Annotated in this window: 15 protein-coding genes; 9 read left to right on the top strand and 6 right to left on the bottom strand. The window is 34.8% G+C overall.

What is annotated here, in order from left to right; translation table 11 throughout:
* From EAE91_RS11395 to EAE91_RS11380, 4 genes are all read right to left on the bottom strand, one after another.
* The coding region (locus tag EAE91_RS11395) for a PAS domain-containing protein (protein WP_214088608.1) at positions 1–428 on the bottom strand (428 nt) is incomplete at its 3' end.
* A 313-nt stretch (positions 429–741) separates the two neighbouring features.
* Positions 742–1,464: a helix-turn-helix transcriptional regulator gene (locus tag EAE91_RS11390; RefSeq protein WP_214088607.1), complete on the bottom strand. Its 723-nt coding sequence runs from the start codon at positions 1,462–1,464 to the stop codon at positions 742–744.
* A gap of 158 nt (positions 1,465–1,622) precedes the next feature.
* Entirely contained in the window at positions 1,623–2,345 is a 723-nt protein-coding gene (locus EAE91_RS11385) for a helix-turn-helix transcriptional regulator (RefSeq protein ID WP_214088606.1), read from the bottom strand.
* Between the two features lie 559 nt (positions 2,346–2,904).
* Complete coding sequence (locus EAE91_RS11380) at positions 2,905–3,627, bottom strand: helix-turn-helix transcriptional regulator (RefSeq protein ID WP_214088605.1); 723 nt, start codon at positions 3,625–3,627, stop codon at positions 2,905–2,907.
* A gap of 1,112 nt (positions 3,628–4,739) precedes the next feature.
* Between EAE91_RS11380 and EAE91_RS11375 the strand changes: the two genes are divergently transcribed.
* Positions 4,740–6,125, top strand: a complete 1,386-nt coding sequence (locus EAE91_RS11375; protein ID WP_214088604.1) for an SLC13 family permease — start codon at positions 4,740–4,742, stop codon at positions 6,123–6,125.
* 91 nt (positions 6,126–6,216) lie between these two features.
* On the opposite strand, the gene EAE91_RS11370 is transcribed toward EAE91_RS11375, so the two are convergent.
* Positions 6,217–7,419 carry an MFS transporter gene (locus tag EAE91_RS11370; RefSeq protein WP_214088603.1) on the bottom strand — a complete coding sequence of 401 codons (1,203 nt, stop codon included), beginning with the start codon at positions 7,417–7,419 and terminating at the stop codon, positions 6,217–6,219.
* Positions 7,420–7,814: 395 nt separating this feature from the next.
* On the opposite strand from EAE91_RS11370, the gene EAE91_RS11365 reads away from it, so the two are divergent.
* From EAE91_RS11365 to EAE91_RS11330, 8 genes are all read left to right on the top strand, one after another.
* A complete protein-coding gene (locus EAE91_RS11365; RefSeq protein WP_214088602.1) occupies positions 7,815–8,048 on the top strand; it encodes an AbrB/MazE/SpoVT family DNA-binding domain-containing protein in 234 nt (77 codons plus the stop codon).
* A gap of 67 nt (positions 8,049–8,115) precedes the next feature.
* Positions 8,116–8,379 (top strand): PIN domain-containing protein, encoded by a 264-nt coding sequence (locus EAE91_RS11360; protein WP_247982978.1) that lies wholly within the window; start codon positions 8,116–8,118, stop codon positions 8,377–8,379.
* Between the two features lie 704 nt (positions 8,380–9,083).
* Positions 9,084–10,124, top strand: coding sequence for a hypothetical protein (locus EAE91_RS11355; protein ID WP_214088600.1), 1,041 nt, complete (start codon positions 9,084–9,086; stop codon positions 10,122–10,124).
* A 23-nt stretch (positions 10,125–10,147) separates the two neighbouring features.
* Positions 10,148–11,170: a hypothetical protein gene (locus tag EAE91_RS11350; protein WP_214088599.1), complete on the top strand. Its 1,023-nt coding sequence runs from the start codon at positions 10,148–10,150 to the stop codon at positions 11,168–11,170.
* On the top strand, positions 11,167–12,012 hold the full coding sequence (locus EAE91_RS11345) for an inositol monophosphatase family protein (RefSeq protein WP_214088598.1): 846 nt from the start codon (positions 11,167–11,169) through the stop codon (positions 12,010–12,012). Before EAE91_RS11350 ends, EAE91_RS11345 begins: the two co-directional genes overlap by 4 nt.
* A gap of 2 nt (positions 12,013–12,014) precedes the next feature.
* Positions 12,015–13,148, top strand: coding sequence for a radical SAM protein (locus tag EAE91_RS11340; protein WP_214088597.1), 1,134 nt, complete (start codon positions 12,015–12,017; stop codon positions 13,146–13,148).
* Complete coding sequence (locus EAE91_RS11335) at positions 13,141–13,815, top strand: dTMP kinase (protein WP_214088596.1); 675 nt, start codon at positions 13,141–13,143, stop codon at positions 13,813–13,815. The genes EAE91_RS11340 and EAE91_RS11335 overlap by 8 nt, the downstream gene beginning before the upstream one ends.
* A gap of 45 nt (positions 13,816–13,860) precedes the next feature.
* Positions 13,861–15,042 carry an MFS transporter gene (locus EAE91_RS11330; RefSeq protein WP_214088595.1) on the top strand — a complete coding sequence of 394 codons (1,182 nt, stop codon included), beginning with the start codon at positions 13,861–13,863 and terminating at the stop codon, positions 15,040–15,042.
* Between the two features lie 223 nt (positions 15,043–15,265).
* Here the strand turns inward: EAE91_RS11330 and EAE91_RS24195 are convergent, their stop codons facing one another.
* Positions 15,266–15,826: a 2OG-Fe(II) oxygenase family protein gene (locus tag EAE91_RS24195; RefSeq protein ID WP_244868795.1), complete on the bottom strand. Its 561-nt coding sequence runs from the start codon at positions 15,824–15,826 to the stop codon at positions 15,266–15,268.
* Positions 15,827–15,884: the final 58 nt, after the last annotated feature.

Below are 15,884 nucleotides of genomic sequence, written 5' to 3'. Positions count from 1 at the left end.
TACATGGAATAAATTTCAAGTTTTTTACCGTGACCAACAACTCCAATGCATTTTCCATCCTTCATTAGAGGTGTAAGATCAGCTAGAAACGGCTGGATCATTTTTTCTTTCCTGCCATAAGTGAAGGTGTTTAGTACCGGAATGGTCTTTTGACTCGTCATTACGTTTTTATCGTTAGCTTGTATAATATCTGCAACCTCAGACCACGGAGCTGGACATTCACTATCAAGTCTACCTTCTATGTTAAAACCCTTAGGAAGGTCACTGTAATAGAGTGCAACATCATTAGCATAGACGAACCGAGATTCGCTGTCTTTTATAATCCAAAGATCGTTGCTGTTTTCCATATATGAAATGAAAGCATCAAAGCTTTTTGAATGAACATCCAGATCTTTATTTACAGAGAAACTCATAGTTTTATCTTTCATAATTCTACCTATCATGATTGAACTGTAAAAACTCCCATGTAAAATTATCACTTTTGCGACACAATGGATAATTATATTTATGAGTTTTTTGGTGCCTATTTTGTGCGGATGATTTTACAGAGGAGCAGTTTCCTGTAATTACCTTTAATGTGTTAATATTTCATTTTGTTTTAAGTTTTTCATTATCAATTATATTGTAAGTTAATAATTTCAATATGAAATATTCTGGATGGAATGTGAGAGAAACACAAGGTGTAAGGTTCTGCCAGGCAGAACCCTAATTGCGTAATGACGATAACGATGCGGTTCATTGTTATACTAGAGGTATATAGGGATTCGGGTTAATAAATCGGGTGGGAGCATAATTATCATATCCCTTACCCCTGCAATATTCTTTTAACTGGCTTAATGAATTTATCCCTATTTTTTGATAAATAAATTGTAACCTACTTTGGACCGTTCTGTATGAAATACCTAATTTTCTCGCTATATCTTTAGCGCTTAGTGACTGCAAAGCAAAAAATACTATATCGAACTCTCTATCTGTAAAAATTTCAGTTGGGTTGCCAAATGATAATGATTCAGGAGGTTTATTAATTTCCATATGATACATTGAAAAAACCTCTAGCTTCCTAGCTCTGCCTACTACGCCAATCGACTCTCCATCTTTTATCAAAGGCGTGACATCCGCCATAAATGGTTGAATAATTTTATCCCTACCGCCATACATAAATGTAATCAAAGTAGGAATGACTTTTTTTTCTTCTATCACTCTACGATCATTAGATTGAATAATGTCAGCAACCTCAGACCAATAAACCGGACATTCACTATCCAGTTTACCTTCAACATTAAACCCTTTGGGTAGTCCGCTATGATGAAGTCCATAATCATTCATATAGATAAATCTCGACTCTTTATCTTTTATATACCAGAACTCATTACAATTCTCCATGTATGAAATAAAGGCGTCGAAGCTTTTTGAATGAACATCCAGATCTTTGTTTACAGAGAAACTCATAGTCTTATCTTTCATAATCTTATCCATCATAATTAGGCAGTAAAACTGTAATAATTTCCATATGGGGTAGCTTACAAAATTGCTTTTTTTGCTGTTAAGAGGGTTTTTGAGGGGAATATGGCTTTTTAGGAAGAACCCTAATTGCGTAATGACGATAACGGTGTGGTTCATTGTTATACTAGAGGTATATAGGGATTAGGGTTAATAAATCGGGTAGGAGCATAGTTATCATATCCCTTACCCCTGCAATATTCTTTTAACTGGTTTAATGAATTTATCCCTATTTTCTGATAAATGACATGTAGCCTGCTTTGTACCGTTCTATAGGTGATACCTAATTTTCTCGCTATATCTTTAGCGCTTAGCGATTGCAAAGCAAAAAATACTATATCGAACTCTCTATCAGTAAATAAATCAGTTGGTGTTCCAAAAGTTAATGAGTCAGGATGCCTGTTATTTTCAAAATGGTACATAGAATAAATTTGGAGTTTTTTACCGTGCCCAACAACCCCAATGCATTTTCCGTCCTTCATTAGAGGGGTAATATTGACTAGAAGTGGTTGGATTATTTTTTGTTTCCCACCATAAATGAAGGTGTTTAATACTGGAATGGTTTTTTGATTAGTCATTACGTTTCTATCATTGGCTTGTATAATATCTACAAACTCAACCCAGGGTCCTGGACATTCAATATCAAGCCTACCTTCCATATTAAAACCCTTGGGTAGGTTGCAGTAATAATGAGTAATATCATTAGCATAAACGAATCGAGATTCGCTATCTTTTATGATCCAAAAATCGTTACTATTTTCCATATATGAAATGAAAGCATCAAAGCTTTTTGAATGAACATCCAGATCTTTGTTTACAGAGAAACTCATCGTGTTATCTTTCATAATTTCACCTATCATGATTGAACTGTAAAACTGGAATAACTTCTATGTAAGGTTATCATTTTTATGATGCAATGAGTAGTCGTGTTTGTGAATTTCAAAGGAGGGTTCTCTTTGGTGTGGACGATTTTACAGAAGAGCAAGTTTCCTGTAACCATCTTCAATATGCTAATATTTCATTTTGTTTTAAATTTCCCATTATCAATTATATTACAAATCAATAATTTCAATATAAAATATTCTGGATGGAATGTGAGATCATATAATTGGTTTCATGAAATGCAGGAATATGATTTGTGTATTGATTTTCGCTCTTGTTTATAACCGAGTAGCAAAATAATTTCATAGTTCGCTACGATTTTACTGATGTTGCATGGAAGTTATTGTGATTAAAGGCACGTTGAAAATAGCTAACAGAGGTGTACAGGAGCTTTTAGGCGTCGGGACTAACATACTGCTATAGTCTATAAAGCTGTCCTTAGTGCTGTTAAGTGGGTTTTGGACGAAGAATAGGGCTCTGCTTGGCAGAACCCTAATGGAACAGCGGCGGTGTGATTCATTGTTATGCTAGAGGTATATAGAGATTAGGGTTAATACATCGGGTAGGCGCATAATGATCATACCCTTTATTCCTGCAATATTCTTTTAACTGGCTTAATGAATTTATCCCTATTTTTTGATAAATAAATTGTAACCTGCTTTGTACTGTTCTATAGGTAATACCTAATTTTTTAGCTATATCTTTAGCGCTTAGTGATTGCAAAGCAAAAAATATTATATCGAACTCTCTATTAGTAAATAAATCAGTTGGTGTGCCAAAAATTAATGTGTCAGGATGTTTGTTGTTTTCAAAATGATACATGGAATAAATTTGAAGTTTTTTACCATGAGCTACTATCCCAATGCATTTTCCATCCTTCATTAGCGGTGTAACATCGACTAGAAATTGCTGGATTATTTTTTCTCTCCCCCCATAAATGAAAGTGTCTAGTACTGGGATGGTCTTTTGATTAACCCTTACGTTTCTTTCATTAGTTTGTATAATATCTTCAAACTCAGACCACGGTGCTGGACATTCACTATCAAACCTCCCTTCTATATTAAAGCCCTTAGGAAGACCGCTGTAATAAAACGCAACATCGTTAGCATAGACGAATCGAGATTCGCTATCTTTTATAACCCAAAAATCGTTGCTGTTTTCCATGTATGATATGAAGGCATCAAAGCTTTCTGAATGAACATCCAGATCTTTATTTACAGAGAAATTCGTAGTTTTATCTTTCATAATTTTATCCATCATGATTAAACAGTAAAACAGTAAAACAGTAAAACAGTAAAACAGTAAAACAGTAAAACAGTAAAACAGTAAAAACTTCGATGTAAGGCTATCACTTTTACGGCACAATGAGTAATTATGTTTTTAATGAAGAATCACAATATGAAGTGTGCTGGATGGAATGTGAAAAAAGTTAGTTGTTTATGTAATCGATTTAATTAAGTGTGGAAATGTGACGTGTGTATTGATTTTCGCTCTTGTTTATAATCAAATAAAAAAATAATTTTATAGCTTATGGCCTTATTCACTCAAGTTAAATCATGTGGATTATCGTTTTTCGTGCCATTTGAAAGCAAAGGATTACAGAAACTTTCACTTATTTAAGTAAGATTAGCTATGCTTTATCTGCAAGTGATTAAATAGGGTTAATAAAAGCCGTTTTTTATCTGTTAAAATGGTTTTAAGATCTGGAAAAAAGACAAGCGTATTGTAAAAAAACAAGTTTTAATTTGATTAATAGAGTGCCAAAATAGACAGAATTAATCTAATAACAGGATTAACCCGATTAGCCGCGAAAAAAGGAATAAAAGAGTTTATTTAATCACATGAAAAATTATTAAAACTTTGTACGATTAAAACCAGAAATTTAAATAGTGGCTTTTAATAACAGTTTAAAGCCTACCATCATAAAGCTATCGGTGAAAAATGAAAAAAGTGGTCTTGTTAATGTTTAAATACCCGTCAACCTATAATCTTTCTGGTAAATCAATTCGCCATATTTTTAACCATCGTTGATGCTAAAACACTCTCTCGTTTTTTAAATGGGTTTGTTAGTAACTTGAAGAAAAGTAAAACTCACCTGCTTTTGTGCCCAAAAAAACTGCATAAAACATAATGATTTCCTATACCTATAAAGATGTAATAATGTGATGTAACAACGAAAATTTGTATAAAATACCGTCTTTTATGATTTAATTGATTGGTTCTTGCGCTTTAGATCTCAAAATTTAAAGAATGGCATTTGCTTCCTAGAGAAGACTCCTTATATTCACACGCCTTGTATTTTTTTAACAATTGTAGCAATGGTGGATTAGATATCACCGGCGCTAATGGAGTCACCAATGGATGCTTCTGAATCTTTAACACCAGCCATGAAGCTAAATTTTTCTAATAAAAAAGGCTTAATTATTCTGGCTGTTGATGTTGTATTACTATTTATTCTACTTAATACATTACCGTTTGGTGAAAAAGCTAATGCGGGTTTAGCACTGATGGTATTTGTTGGTATGTTGTGGCTTACCGAAGCTATTCACGTCACTATTACTGCATTATGTATTCCAATTCTGGCGGTTGGTATGGGATTGATGAATACGGGAGATGCACTGAAATCTTTTGCTAATCCCATTATCTTCCTGTTTTTTGGTGGCTTTGCTCTGGCAACTGCACTTCACATTCAAGGATTAGACAGACTGATTGCTAATCGTCTGCTGATGATTGCCCGTGGACGTTTGTCTGTAGCGGTGATGTTGTTGTTTGGTGTGACGGCTGGCCTTTCCATGTGGATCAGTAACACAGCGACTGCCGCGATGATGCTGCCATTAGTATTAGGTATTTTGTCCAATCTGGATGCACGTTCTGAACGTCATACGTTTGTATTTGTGCTGTTAGGGGTGGCTTATAGTGCAAGTATCGGTGGTTTAGGTACACTAGTCGGTAGCCCGCCAAACGCGATTGCTGCGGCTCAACTGGGGATCGATTTCTTCAATTGGATGAAGTTTGGGGTTCCGTTGGTGGTTATTTTGCTGCCAATGATGGTTGGTATTATGTATTTGATGCTGCGCCCGAATTTGAATCATAAATTCGACATGAAACTGGAAAAACTGGATTGGACTGGTAAGCGTCTGATGACCATGCTGATCTTCCTATTAACCGTATTTTGCTGGATCTTTAGTACGGTTATCAGTTCTGCCTTAGGGGGTGTGAAAGATCTGGATACCATTATTGCTGTCAGTGCTGCTGTTCTGATTGGTATAACGGGGGTAGCGAGTTGGTCCCAGATTCAAAATAACACCGAGTGGGGTGTGTTGATACTGTTTGGCGGTGGTCTGACTTTAAGCGCTATTTTGAAAAACTCAGGCGCTAGTGAAATCATGGCGAATGGAATGGCTGCGACTTTTGGCGCAAGCCACTGGTTTGTGATTATTGTTGCGGTAGCTGCATTTATTATCTTCCTGACTGAATTTACCAGTAATACAGCTAGCGCAGCTTTGCTAGTACCGATATTCGCAACTGTTGCAGAAGCGTTGGGGATGCCGATAATGACGCTGACACTCATTATCGGTTTTGGGGCATCCTGTGCCTTTATGTTGCCGGTTGCCACACCACCTAATGCGATTGTTTTCAGCTCCGGTCATATTAAACAGACTGAAATGGTCAGAGTGGGTATGGTACTGAATATTGCCTGTATCGCGATCATCTCTCTGTTTGCTTGGTTATTTTGGTTGTAACTGAAAATTTGCTCATGTCCCTCTGGACACAATAACTATTCAATATCCCCATCAAATGTACGGTGGGGAAATAAAGCCAGAGGGCGAAGATTCATAGAGAAAGATTTGCCGAGCGCGTCAGCCAGCAATCTAATATTGTCAATGTGATGCCGATGACCAATCCGACGAATAGCACGGCCATTGCTGTGCTTGAACCTCCTCTGACTAACCCAATAGTGGCTAATGGCACTAAGCACAAAATCCCCAGATTATTGAATGTTTCAGCAAAGGCCAGAACCATACCTTTGTTAGCGCCTGCTCGTGTTGCCAAAACGACGGTACTTGTAGGCGCTCCGACGCCTAGCGCGATACCCCAGAATATTAAACACCCTAGAGAACCGGGGAGCGTAAGCGGAACCAGCATAAAAACGGAGATCACACCAGTCAGTAGTAAACTGACCAAAACCAAAATCACTTCTTCTCGATTGCAAAGCTTACAAAGCCAGCCGGTAGACAGATTGCCTAATCCTAAGCCAACACCAAAAGCTGCAACGGTCAAACCGATTTCAGTGGGGCCAAATCCGTATCGTTGACGTAAGACTTCTCCAGACAAAAGAAAAGCAGAGATGCCGGTACCATTCCACGCCCCTTTCGCAATGAGCGGCCTGACAACCGACCATTGCCGAAACCAGACTAAGCGCTGGTTTGTTGGTTGTAGAGGCGCAGTTCTTGATGGCAGGCAGTAGATCCCGATGATGAATGTAACGACACAGCCGAGTGAGCTAAATAAAAACGGCGCTTGCCAATTTATTAAATCTGTCAATATCCCGGCTAAAGCTGGACCGAATGCAATGCCAAAAGTCATACCGAGCATAACGATACCCATCGCTCCGGCTTGGCGATTATAAGGAATGATATCGGCGATCAAGGCAAATACGGTGGGTATGATTACCGCTGATGCTATACCGCCAAAAATTCGCAGTATGATTGCGATATTAAGAGTGGGGGCAAGAATGATAGCGAGACCATCTGCGGCGAAAAACAGCAGAGAAATTAGAAGTAATCTGCTTTTGTTAATACGATCTGAAAAATACCCAAATATAGGTGCCGCCAGAGCGTAGGAAAATGCATAGCTGGATACCAGCCAGGATGCTCCGGCCGCCGTTGTCCCGAAGGCGATTGCAAGAGGGTTAAGCATGGATGACAACATGAATTCGGTTGCGCCAACGAAGAATACAGTGACTGAAAGGATAAATAAAAACGTGTATTTTGTACTCTGTTCCAGAGTGGATGAATATTGTGCTTTTTTGTTCATAAGATCGATTTAACTCCATCTCCATATATAGATAGATGTTCGTATATTTTTTGCGGTAAAGCGTGATGAGTCAGTGACGTAGAAAAGCTATTGTGAAATACATATAAGGGGGCAGGCCAGATTAGGCAGATGTGAAAGTATTAAATATTACAAAGGAAAAAGGGGAAGCGCATTAGTAATATCCGCAATAAAGAAAGCGAGCATAGAATTAATTTATCGGATTAGGTATGCCGGATACCTGATATAAGAACGGAGTTTATCCCTTATGTACATTCTTTTAGCTACAGGAAACCTGGTAAAAGTCTTCCCCACATTCGGGTTAGATGCTTTGGTTAAGCTTGTATTTTGCAAGAGTGAATACACAATAAAAGTGTATATCTAGAGGAGGTAATGTCATGCAAGTAACAAAATGGGGTAATAGTCTTGCTATACGTCTGTCGGCTAGCTTAGTTGAAATTCTGGAATTGAGTGAAGGTGATAATATTGAGATTGTAGTGGATGATCCGCGTACCTTCTCAATATGCAAGAAGCCTGGCTCTGAGGTGTTGTTGGAGCGTCTTCGGACATTCCGCGGTAAGTTGCTGGCAGATTTCAAGTTCAGTAGAGATGAAGCGAATGACAGGGGCTAAGTCTTGCGGTTTCATCGACAGCAATGTGGTGCTGTACCTGCTGTCCCAAGATGTGGCGCACGTGTGTGTGCGTAAACTTAAGATGAGTTGGGAAGAGATAGCGGAGTTCCTCGATATTGTACGTAGTTTTTGCAAAATCGTACCTCTTACAGTTGAAGTTTATGACCGAGCTAGGTTTATTGCAAAGCGTTATCACTTGTCATTCTACGATTCTTGTATTGTGGCGACTGCGGTTATCGCAGGTTGTCGGGCGCTCTATAGTGAAGACATGAATCACGGGCAGATGTTGGAAGACATCTTGGTGATTAAAAATCCATTCTCATATGCCTGACGATTTGGTGAGCCTGAGAGAGATCGGGGTTCACCTGTCGATTTATTGCGTAGAAAATATCTACAAAGCATTATTATTATTGTATATCCGCTCAAGTTCCTGAGTAGCAAATGCCGTTGTCTCGAAAGCGACTACAAGAGGGAAGCATGGATGACAACATGAATTCGGTTGCGCCAACGAAGAATACGGTGACAGAAAGATAAATAAAAACGTGTATTTTGGTCATCAAGAATTTTTTAATAAATGACAGAATTTTACATGATGAACACGGCATTGAATACATAACCGAAAGAATAATAACAATAAATTCAAATAATTACGTCAAATGAACCTCTTGGAAAGCATACCAAGCTTGATACAAACTTTATCACAAAAAGCAACAAATAATTTACAGCTTTTTCAATGGGTTATATTTTTAGTTGTGATGGTACCCACAAATACATTAACTATCACATAGCTGAATTAAAAAATACTGTTATTATTAGGATGCTGAATTAATTTTTAATCCAGTATAAAAATCCCATAGGAGTATACAATGAATGTGATAACAGCGCAAGCATTTAGACCACTGACTGATGATGAAATATTGAACTATGATAATGGTTTAATGAATTCATCCCCTAATTAATAGGAAAAGGAATAGAGGTATACCATGACCTTTATTCCTTTATTTGTTCTTTCATTTATAAGATAAAAGGTAAAACATGGACATTATTAACGTAAAAAGGGAAATAACAGTAATAATAAATAAAAGATTTAATGATACTGATCTGTATACTTGCTACTTGTCAGGCTCAGTCATTGAAGGGTTTGCAACACCAAAATCTGATTATGATGTCTATGTTATATTGGAAAGAGAACTGGAAATAGAATGCGAAGAGATATTTATGCCATCCGATATAGGAATGTTAGAAGTGACAATAATCTCTTTAAAAGAGATAAAAGAAATCATGAAGATAATCAACAATGGAGGTTCAAATTCCGATTGGTATAAATTACATTTATCTCATAGGATGTTAACAGGGGAAGCGATTATAAAATCAAATAATTTTAACAAATTGAAAGGGGACATAAATAAGACTAAATTATGTGAAATACTTAAGACCAAAGCAAAAAGCTTTGGAGAAAAGTGTTTTTCCGATGGGATTGGAAATATTTTAAATAATGACTTAATATCAGCAGCATTCAACTTTGAACGAACAGCTAATTCAGCAATGGATTATATTTTGGCTTCAAGTGAAAACACATCCACTTTAATAAAGTGGCGCTATCAAAATGCAATGAAAGTGTTTGGAAAAGACCATCCAATAACATCTATATACTTGATGGTTTGTTCAAAGTTTAATGTAATTAATGATATTTCAACAATTGATTACATAAACTCAGTTGCTAAAATGTGGCAATTAACTTTAGACTATTGTCAAGGGAAAGATCTTTTTGGTTACAATGTATCTTTTGCAAAAAAAAGAATAGCTAATACATCCGACATTTCATTATCAGATGGAAATAATAAACCAATAATAAAAAATTTATGGTATAGAGTCTTGAGTAAGGATGGGAAATTAATACTTTTCGCAAAAAAAGCATTATGTGAAATTAATTCAGATGCATATAAAGTTTGGTTAGTAATAGATAATGAAAAAACAGAATTTGAAGTTGTTTCAGAATTGAAAAAACTTGGAATAACTAATACAAATGCTAATTTTTACATATCGGAATTCGAAAGGCTAGGGGCATTAGCATAAATAATGCATATGGGGGGAATGCAATGGAAAGAATAAAGATTATAAGTAAGCACCACTGCTGGAGAACATTAAAGGGAACCAAAACCAATAATTTTCAAGAATATTTGAACCAAATAAATAATGGATGCCAATTACAAGAAACAATATTTTATCTCCGCGATGCAGAAGAAATGTTAATGGACTTAAGTAATTTATCATCACCTATATCAAGATTATCAAGTACTGAAATAATACACATTTGGGATGAACTAGTCGATTATTTAAATATAAATAAACTTACCTCTGATATAGGTAACTTAGTAAATGGATATGGCTTAGATCCAGAATTAGCCTTATATGGTACTGAACTATGCGAGTTAAAAATGAATAAAGGAAAAATCCTATCCGAAATAATAAACAAAGGAATAACAAATAAATTAGAATTAATATATTCAAGAGGGCTTGATAAATCGGTAAAATTAAAGGATGCTCCACAAAAAACAATTGATTTATATGATGAGTTTCGTTACGAATACAGTAAAAGTATTAATTTATTTTCATTGGAAACTTGCCCCACATTAAACATAGAAAACATTTACCAAGATCATTACCTATGGGATAAGATTTCTACGATAGCTAAAAATAAATTATTTATTATTTCGGGGGGAATCCCTCTTGCGTTATCTTATCATGCAAAAACACTGGACAAAAATATATACTTCTGCGAAATACATCGTGAAAATGATAGTGGTTTACTGCATAAAAGAAAATTATTCAATGAAATATACCCAAAATTTAAAGGAAAAGAAAACGAAAGTTGGCTGATAATTGATAAATCCTATACAGGAGGCAGCATTCAGTTAGCTTACAAGATGCTTGTAAATTTAGTTGGGTATAAATCGAAAATATATAAAGTATCATTTTCCCCAAAAACGTTAGGGGCATTTTCATCGTCAGATTATGCAATTTATGCAGGTAGATTATTCGATGTAAAAAAGACAATAGCATATTTAACAGCCGAGGATTGGCATAAAAAACTCATCTATTTGGGAGATAATGTCACATGAGGTATGTATTCAGTAATGAAGTTAGTAATTATTTAGAAATACACCTTCACAAACTTAGAGAAGAGATTCGTAGAATATGGCTTGCTAAGCTTTCCACTATTCATATCGGATATGATAACAAATATCATGGCGAAACAGTAGAAATAGATCTCATTTTAAATAATATAATTTACGAGCACTTGGATAAATCAGAACTCAAGGTCACCATTATTTCAGAAGACGATTCTGAATCACAATCTGTAAATATTAAAGATAAGGTTTCCTTACTAATTGATCCTATTGATGGTACTCATAACTTGCTTATGGGTTATCCTGCCTATACTACATCAATAGCTGTTTACAAGAATGATAGATATATTATGGGCTGGGTATATGATATTCCAAGAGACATTATATATAAAGCATCATTGGGAGAAGGTTCTTATATACAAAGCATATATGCCAGCAAGCGAATATATACAAACCCCTCATTTCAACTAAACGATTTGAGAGTATCATTTCATAGGGCGAGAAATAATCAATATACAGAGGTTCAGAATAAAATTATTAATGAAGCAAATAAAGTAAGAATCTCATCTTGTTCAAGTTTAGATATATGCCTGATCGCTAGTGGTGTTCTACATGCATTCTTAGATTTATCACTTATGGGTCACGAGCGTTGTGTAGATATAGCAGCAGCTAAACTAATCCTTGAGGAATCAGGAGGATACATAATGACTCGTGATGGAAATAGTTATAATATCCTATCACCTACAAATTCTTTATTTTTTGAGAAAAAAGCAATCATAGCTGTTTCTTCTAAAAGTGCAGGGGATACAATATTAGAATTAATGAGGGTATAAAAATGAACACTATAGAATTAAAAATTAGAGTATTATGTTCTGGATTAAAATATGATAAAAACGTGATATGTGAATACAGTAAACGAAATTTTATCCCTAAAAGAAGGGCGTATGGAACAAGTGATAGCTCTAAATTAGAAACAACATATTCTGTACCTCAAGAGGTTATTTTAGAAGATGGTACAATTATTGCTTGTAATTATAATGAAAGTTCTGATTATGATTTAATATATAAAAATGGGGATTTTTATATAAAAGCCGGTAACATTTTGTTTAAAGTTATATTTCCTATTAAACCTGATATATATGGTATAGAACTTTTAGATGGCAGTAGAGTAGAAGAATACGTCACGGTGTACGGTGACACAACTTTGGGTTTTTTCTCTCCAGGGCATTGTTATTATTTTAATGATGGCCGTCAGTGTAAATTTTGTTCATTAGGTGAAGCTAGAAATAGTTTATCAGATCATAAAAAGTCTATTAGACCGTCAAAGGTAATTGAAGTTATGAATGTAATAGAAGCTAATAACATTAGTAGATATAAAAGAATACTCATCAATGGTGGTACAACTCGTAATTATGATATTGGTTTTGAAATGCACAAACAATTATTAGTTTCTTTAAAGCCTTTTTGTGAAAAAAACAACCTTAACAGTCATCTAATATCAATGCCCCCTAGAGATCTAAATAAAATAAAGGGAATTTCTGAGTTTGTTGATAGCTGGGCTATTAGTTTAGAAATATTTAATCCTAAATTATTTGATCAGATATGTCCTGGTAAATCTCAGGACTATGGGAGAAATAATCTATTAGAAGCATACTTGGCTGCTGTTTCAGAGTTAGGTGAAGGCAATGTTTATGTTGGGTTTGTAGCGGGATTAGAACCTTTAAATGATTTAGTACAAGGAATGGAATTTTTTTCAAAAAATGGCATAGTTCCAGCAATAGCAGTCTTTCATCCCGATCATGGTTCTGAATATCAAAATCACTCTAGACCTATTTTTGAAGATATTTATAAAACATATGTTGAGATGCACAAATTATATCAAAAATATGGATTTAAACCATTTATTATCGGTAGTGGTAGAAATTCACTTGATACTGAAGCGTACTATGGGGAAAAAAGAAATGATTAGACGCGGTTTATTTATAGCTTTTGAAGGAAATGATGGTGCCGGTAAATCAACAATTTCACGCGAAGTTTATGATATTTTATCTCTAGATTATAATAATATTGTTTTTTTAGATAAGAATTATCCTTTACTGCCATCTGGGTATAGTATGTATCACATGGGAAAAATACGAGATCTCCTTTGGGATTATGACATTTCAGCTCCATTGGGTGAACTTGGTGACCGGCATTGGATTCTATTGATAGCATCATGGTTTGCTGTTTTAGATAGTTTAATTATTCAACCTTGTTTATTACAAGGTAAAATTATTATATGTGATAGTTGGTATTATAAATATTTGGCAAGATTCTTACTTAAATCCACGGAATTAGCAAAATTAAGTAAATCGGTTCTATCAATAAATACAAAACCAGACATGGTGATATATCTTGATGTTCCTCCAAATATTGCTGAAAAAAGGAAGAAAATATTAAAACCTAGTGAATCTGGAAAATTAGAGACAAATGAAAAATATGATTTTATAGAATATCAAAAACACGTTCTTAATCAATACCAGACGTTTTATGATGATACTTGGAAAATTATTGATACTGACACTTTAACTAAAGATGCAGTAATTAAATCAATAGTGGATATTATTCGGGTTGAAATACTGAAAAAATGTAATTAATACAAATGATGTATTTGCTGAGGCTATTTTAGTTGGAGGAAAATAATGGATAAAGAATTTCGCAAATTAATATTAGCCTCCTCAGGAAATTCTTTCACCTTGTATTTGGAGATGATAATATCATTCACGTTAATCACATATCACTGGAACGGCGGAGCGATATACGCATCGTTATATACAATTTCATATGCTGCATCATTACTATTTCTAACGCCCTATGTTTCGTCATTTGTAGATGAAAATATAAAACCAAAAAAGTACATTATTATCATTTCGGTACTTTGCGGTGTTATTACCACTTTTCAATACAATATTGATGACATTAATATATATATTCTTTATTCTTTTATTAAAAATATCCTTCGTTTATTTTTAGGACCTTCTAATTTTAAAATATTAAAAAACATATCAACCAATCAATTTGAAAAAAACTTTAGTTATTGGCAGGTTTTATTTCAAATATATAAAATGTCGGCCCCGTTATTTTTAGGTTTTATTCTCATTTATTACTCAACAAAACAGATTCTTATTTTAATATCAATCCTTTATTTTATTTCAGCAGTCTTGTATGTTTTTGTTTCAGAACCGTTGATCAATGTTAATCGCAAAAAAAACAAGATATCATTAATTAATTACTTTAATATAATGAAAGATAATAAAATATTGTTTTCATTTATTGTTATTTCCACTTTAACGTGTTTTGGTTATCTATCAGATAGCTTAATAGCTCTTAGCTTTATGGAGCAGGGATTAAATGGCAGTCATTATAGTTTTGCTATGTGTCTTTCTGGTGTTTCAGGTGTTTTAATTGGTTTAGTATTTGGAAAGTATAGGATTAACATATCTTTAAATATTATGTTATTTTCATTCTTTTTGTGGGGAATGGGGTATCTTTTAATAGGAATAACAAATCAATTTAACGATTTATTTCCTGATAAAATCAATTTATTTTTTATATTTTTAGCAATGGCAATAATAGGAATAGGATCGTCGATGAATAATATTATTGTTACCATTTATATGCAGAAATTCGCAACTAATGATAACTCGGCTAAAATATTTGGCTTAACGTCAATTTCTGTTGGTTTTTCCATGTTTATTGGCCCTTTGATAGGTTCCACAATATCTTATCTTTTTTCCATAAGCATCGTTTTTTTTACAACATTTATAGGTGTTTTTTCAACTATAATTGTGGTTATTTTAATAAATCGTAAATCCACGTCATGATACAGTTTTACCCTTTTACCCTTTTACCCTTTTATTATTGTAGGAACCCAGTGAACAAAAAACACAATTTTAGAAAGTTTAATTCCGGCAATAGCAATTATTATTAAATTATTTCAAAAAATTTTATCTGAATTAGCTTTGAATCGATATGACAGATACTGATAATAAAGTATCTGTCAGCTCAAGTCTGCGTTATAACCCCGATTTATTGTGCAGAAAATATCTACAAAGCGTCATTATCATCATCGTATGTCCGATTCACTTCTTGGGCAACAAACTCTTCGACGGATTGAACTTTGATTGGGCCGTTGGGACCATATTTGTAGATATTTCCAGCCAGATTGCTGACTAAATACATGACATACGACATTCTATTGGGTTGCCCATTACGTTCTGTACGAACAACGCCATGCACATTGGCCCGAACATTCGGGGTTAAATTTTCTGTCAGCACTTCGATCGAACTACCAAAGTTAATGATCAGGTATCCTGGAACAGGATCAATAGCCAAAAGCTCATCATTTATGTAAGCCAATAGGCCACGTTCGGTCGATCTTAGAACTGTTACCCATCCTAAATCCCGATGAAATTTAGAACCTCGGACGGCTTTCTCTGAGCGGAAGTGGTTAAACGATAACATCAGATTTCCTCGCCCTTCTGAAATACCATCGGTGACGAGTTCCCAGTCACGACGGGGAATGCCAACATAAGTTAACACGGAGCGCAGTACGCATATACCGATGTGTGCCATATGGTGACCTAGTGTTGCGACCTCTGATGGCATAAGGTTCCAGTGTTCCCGTTCGAGGCGGAACTGTTCCCACTGATCATGTTCTCTGCTG

Source organism: Photorhabdus noenieputensis (genome assembly GCF_018448935.1).
GTDB classification, from domain to species: Bacteria; Pseudomonadota; Gammaproteobacteria; order Enterobacterales; family Enterobacteriaceae; genus Photorhabdus; species Photorhabdus noenieputensis.
This window is presented reverse-complemented; position numbering and strand designations above follow the sequence as displayed.

What these genes read in the sequence shown, in the direction of transcription:
- EAE91_RS11390 (WP_214088607.1), bottom strand. Translation starts at nt 1,464, where the DNA reads ATGAAAGATAAGACTATGAGTTTCTCTGTAAACAAAGATCTGGATGTT.
- EAE91_RS11385 (WP_214088606.1), bottom strand. Translation starts at nt 2,345, where the DNA reads ATGAAAGATAACACGATGAGTTTCTCTGTAAACAAAGATCTGGATGTT.
- EAE91_RS11380 (WP_214088605.1), bottom strand. Translation starts at nt 3,627, where the DNA reads ATGAAAGATAAAACTACGAATTTCTCTGTAAATAAAGATCTGGATGTT.
- EAE91_RS11375 (WP_214088604.1), top strand. Translation starts at nt 4,740, where the DNA reads ATGGATGCTTCTGAATCTTTAACACCAGCCATGAAGCTAAATTTTTCT.
- EAE91_RS11370 (WP_214088603.1), bottom strand. Translation starts at nt 7,419, where the DNA reads ATGAACAAAAAAGCACAATATTCATCCACTCTGGAACAGAGTACAAAA.
- EAE91_RS11365 (WP_214088602.1), top strand. Translation starts at nt 7,815, where the DNA reads ATGCAAGTAACAAAATGGGGTAATAGTCTTGCTATACGTCTGTCGGCT.
- EAE91_RS11355 (WP_214088600.1), top strand. Translation starts at nt 9,084, where the DNA reads ATGGACATTATTAACGTAAAAAGGGAAATAACAGTAATAATAAATAAA.
- EAE91_RS11350 (WP_214088599.1), top strand. Translation starts at nt 10,148, where the DNA reads ATGGAAAGAATAAAGATTATAAGTAAGCACCACTGCTGGAGAACATTA.
- EAE91_RS11345 (WP_214088598.1), top strand. Translation starts at nt 11,167, where the DNA reads ATGAGGTATGTATTCAGTAATGAAGTTAGTAATTATTTAGAAATACAC.
- EAE91_RS11340 (WP_214088597.1), top strand. Translation starts at nt 12,015, where the DNA reads ATGAACACTATAGAATTAAAAATTAGAGTATTATGTTCTGGATTAAAA.
- EAE91_RS11335 (WP_214088596.1), top strand. Translation starts at nt 13,141, where the DNA reads ATGATTAGACGCGGTTTATTTATAGCTTTTGAAGGAAATGATGGTGCC.
- EAE91_RS11330 (WP_214088595.1), top strand. Translation starts at nt 13,861, where the DNA reads ATGGATAAAGAATTTCGCAAATTAATATTAGCCTCCTCAGGAAATTCT.
- EAE91_RS24195 (WP_244868795.1), bottom strand. Translation starts at nt 15,826, where the DNA reads ATGCCATCAGAGGTCGCAACACTAGGTCACCATATGGCACACATCGGT.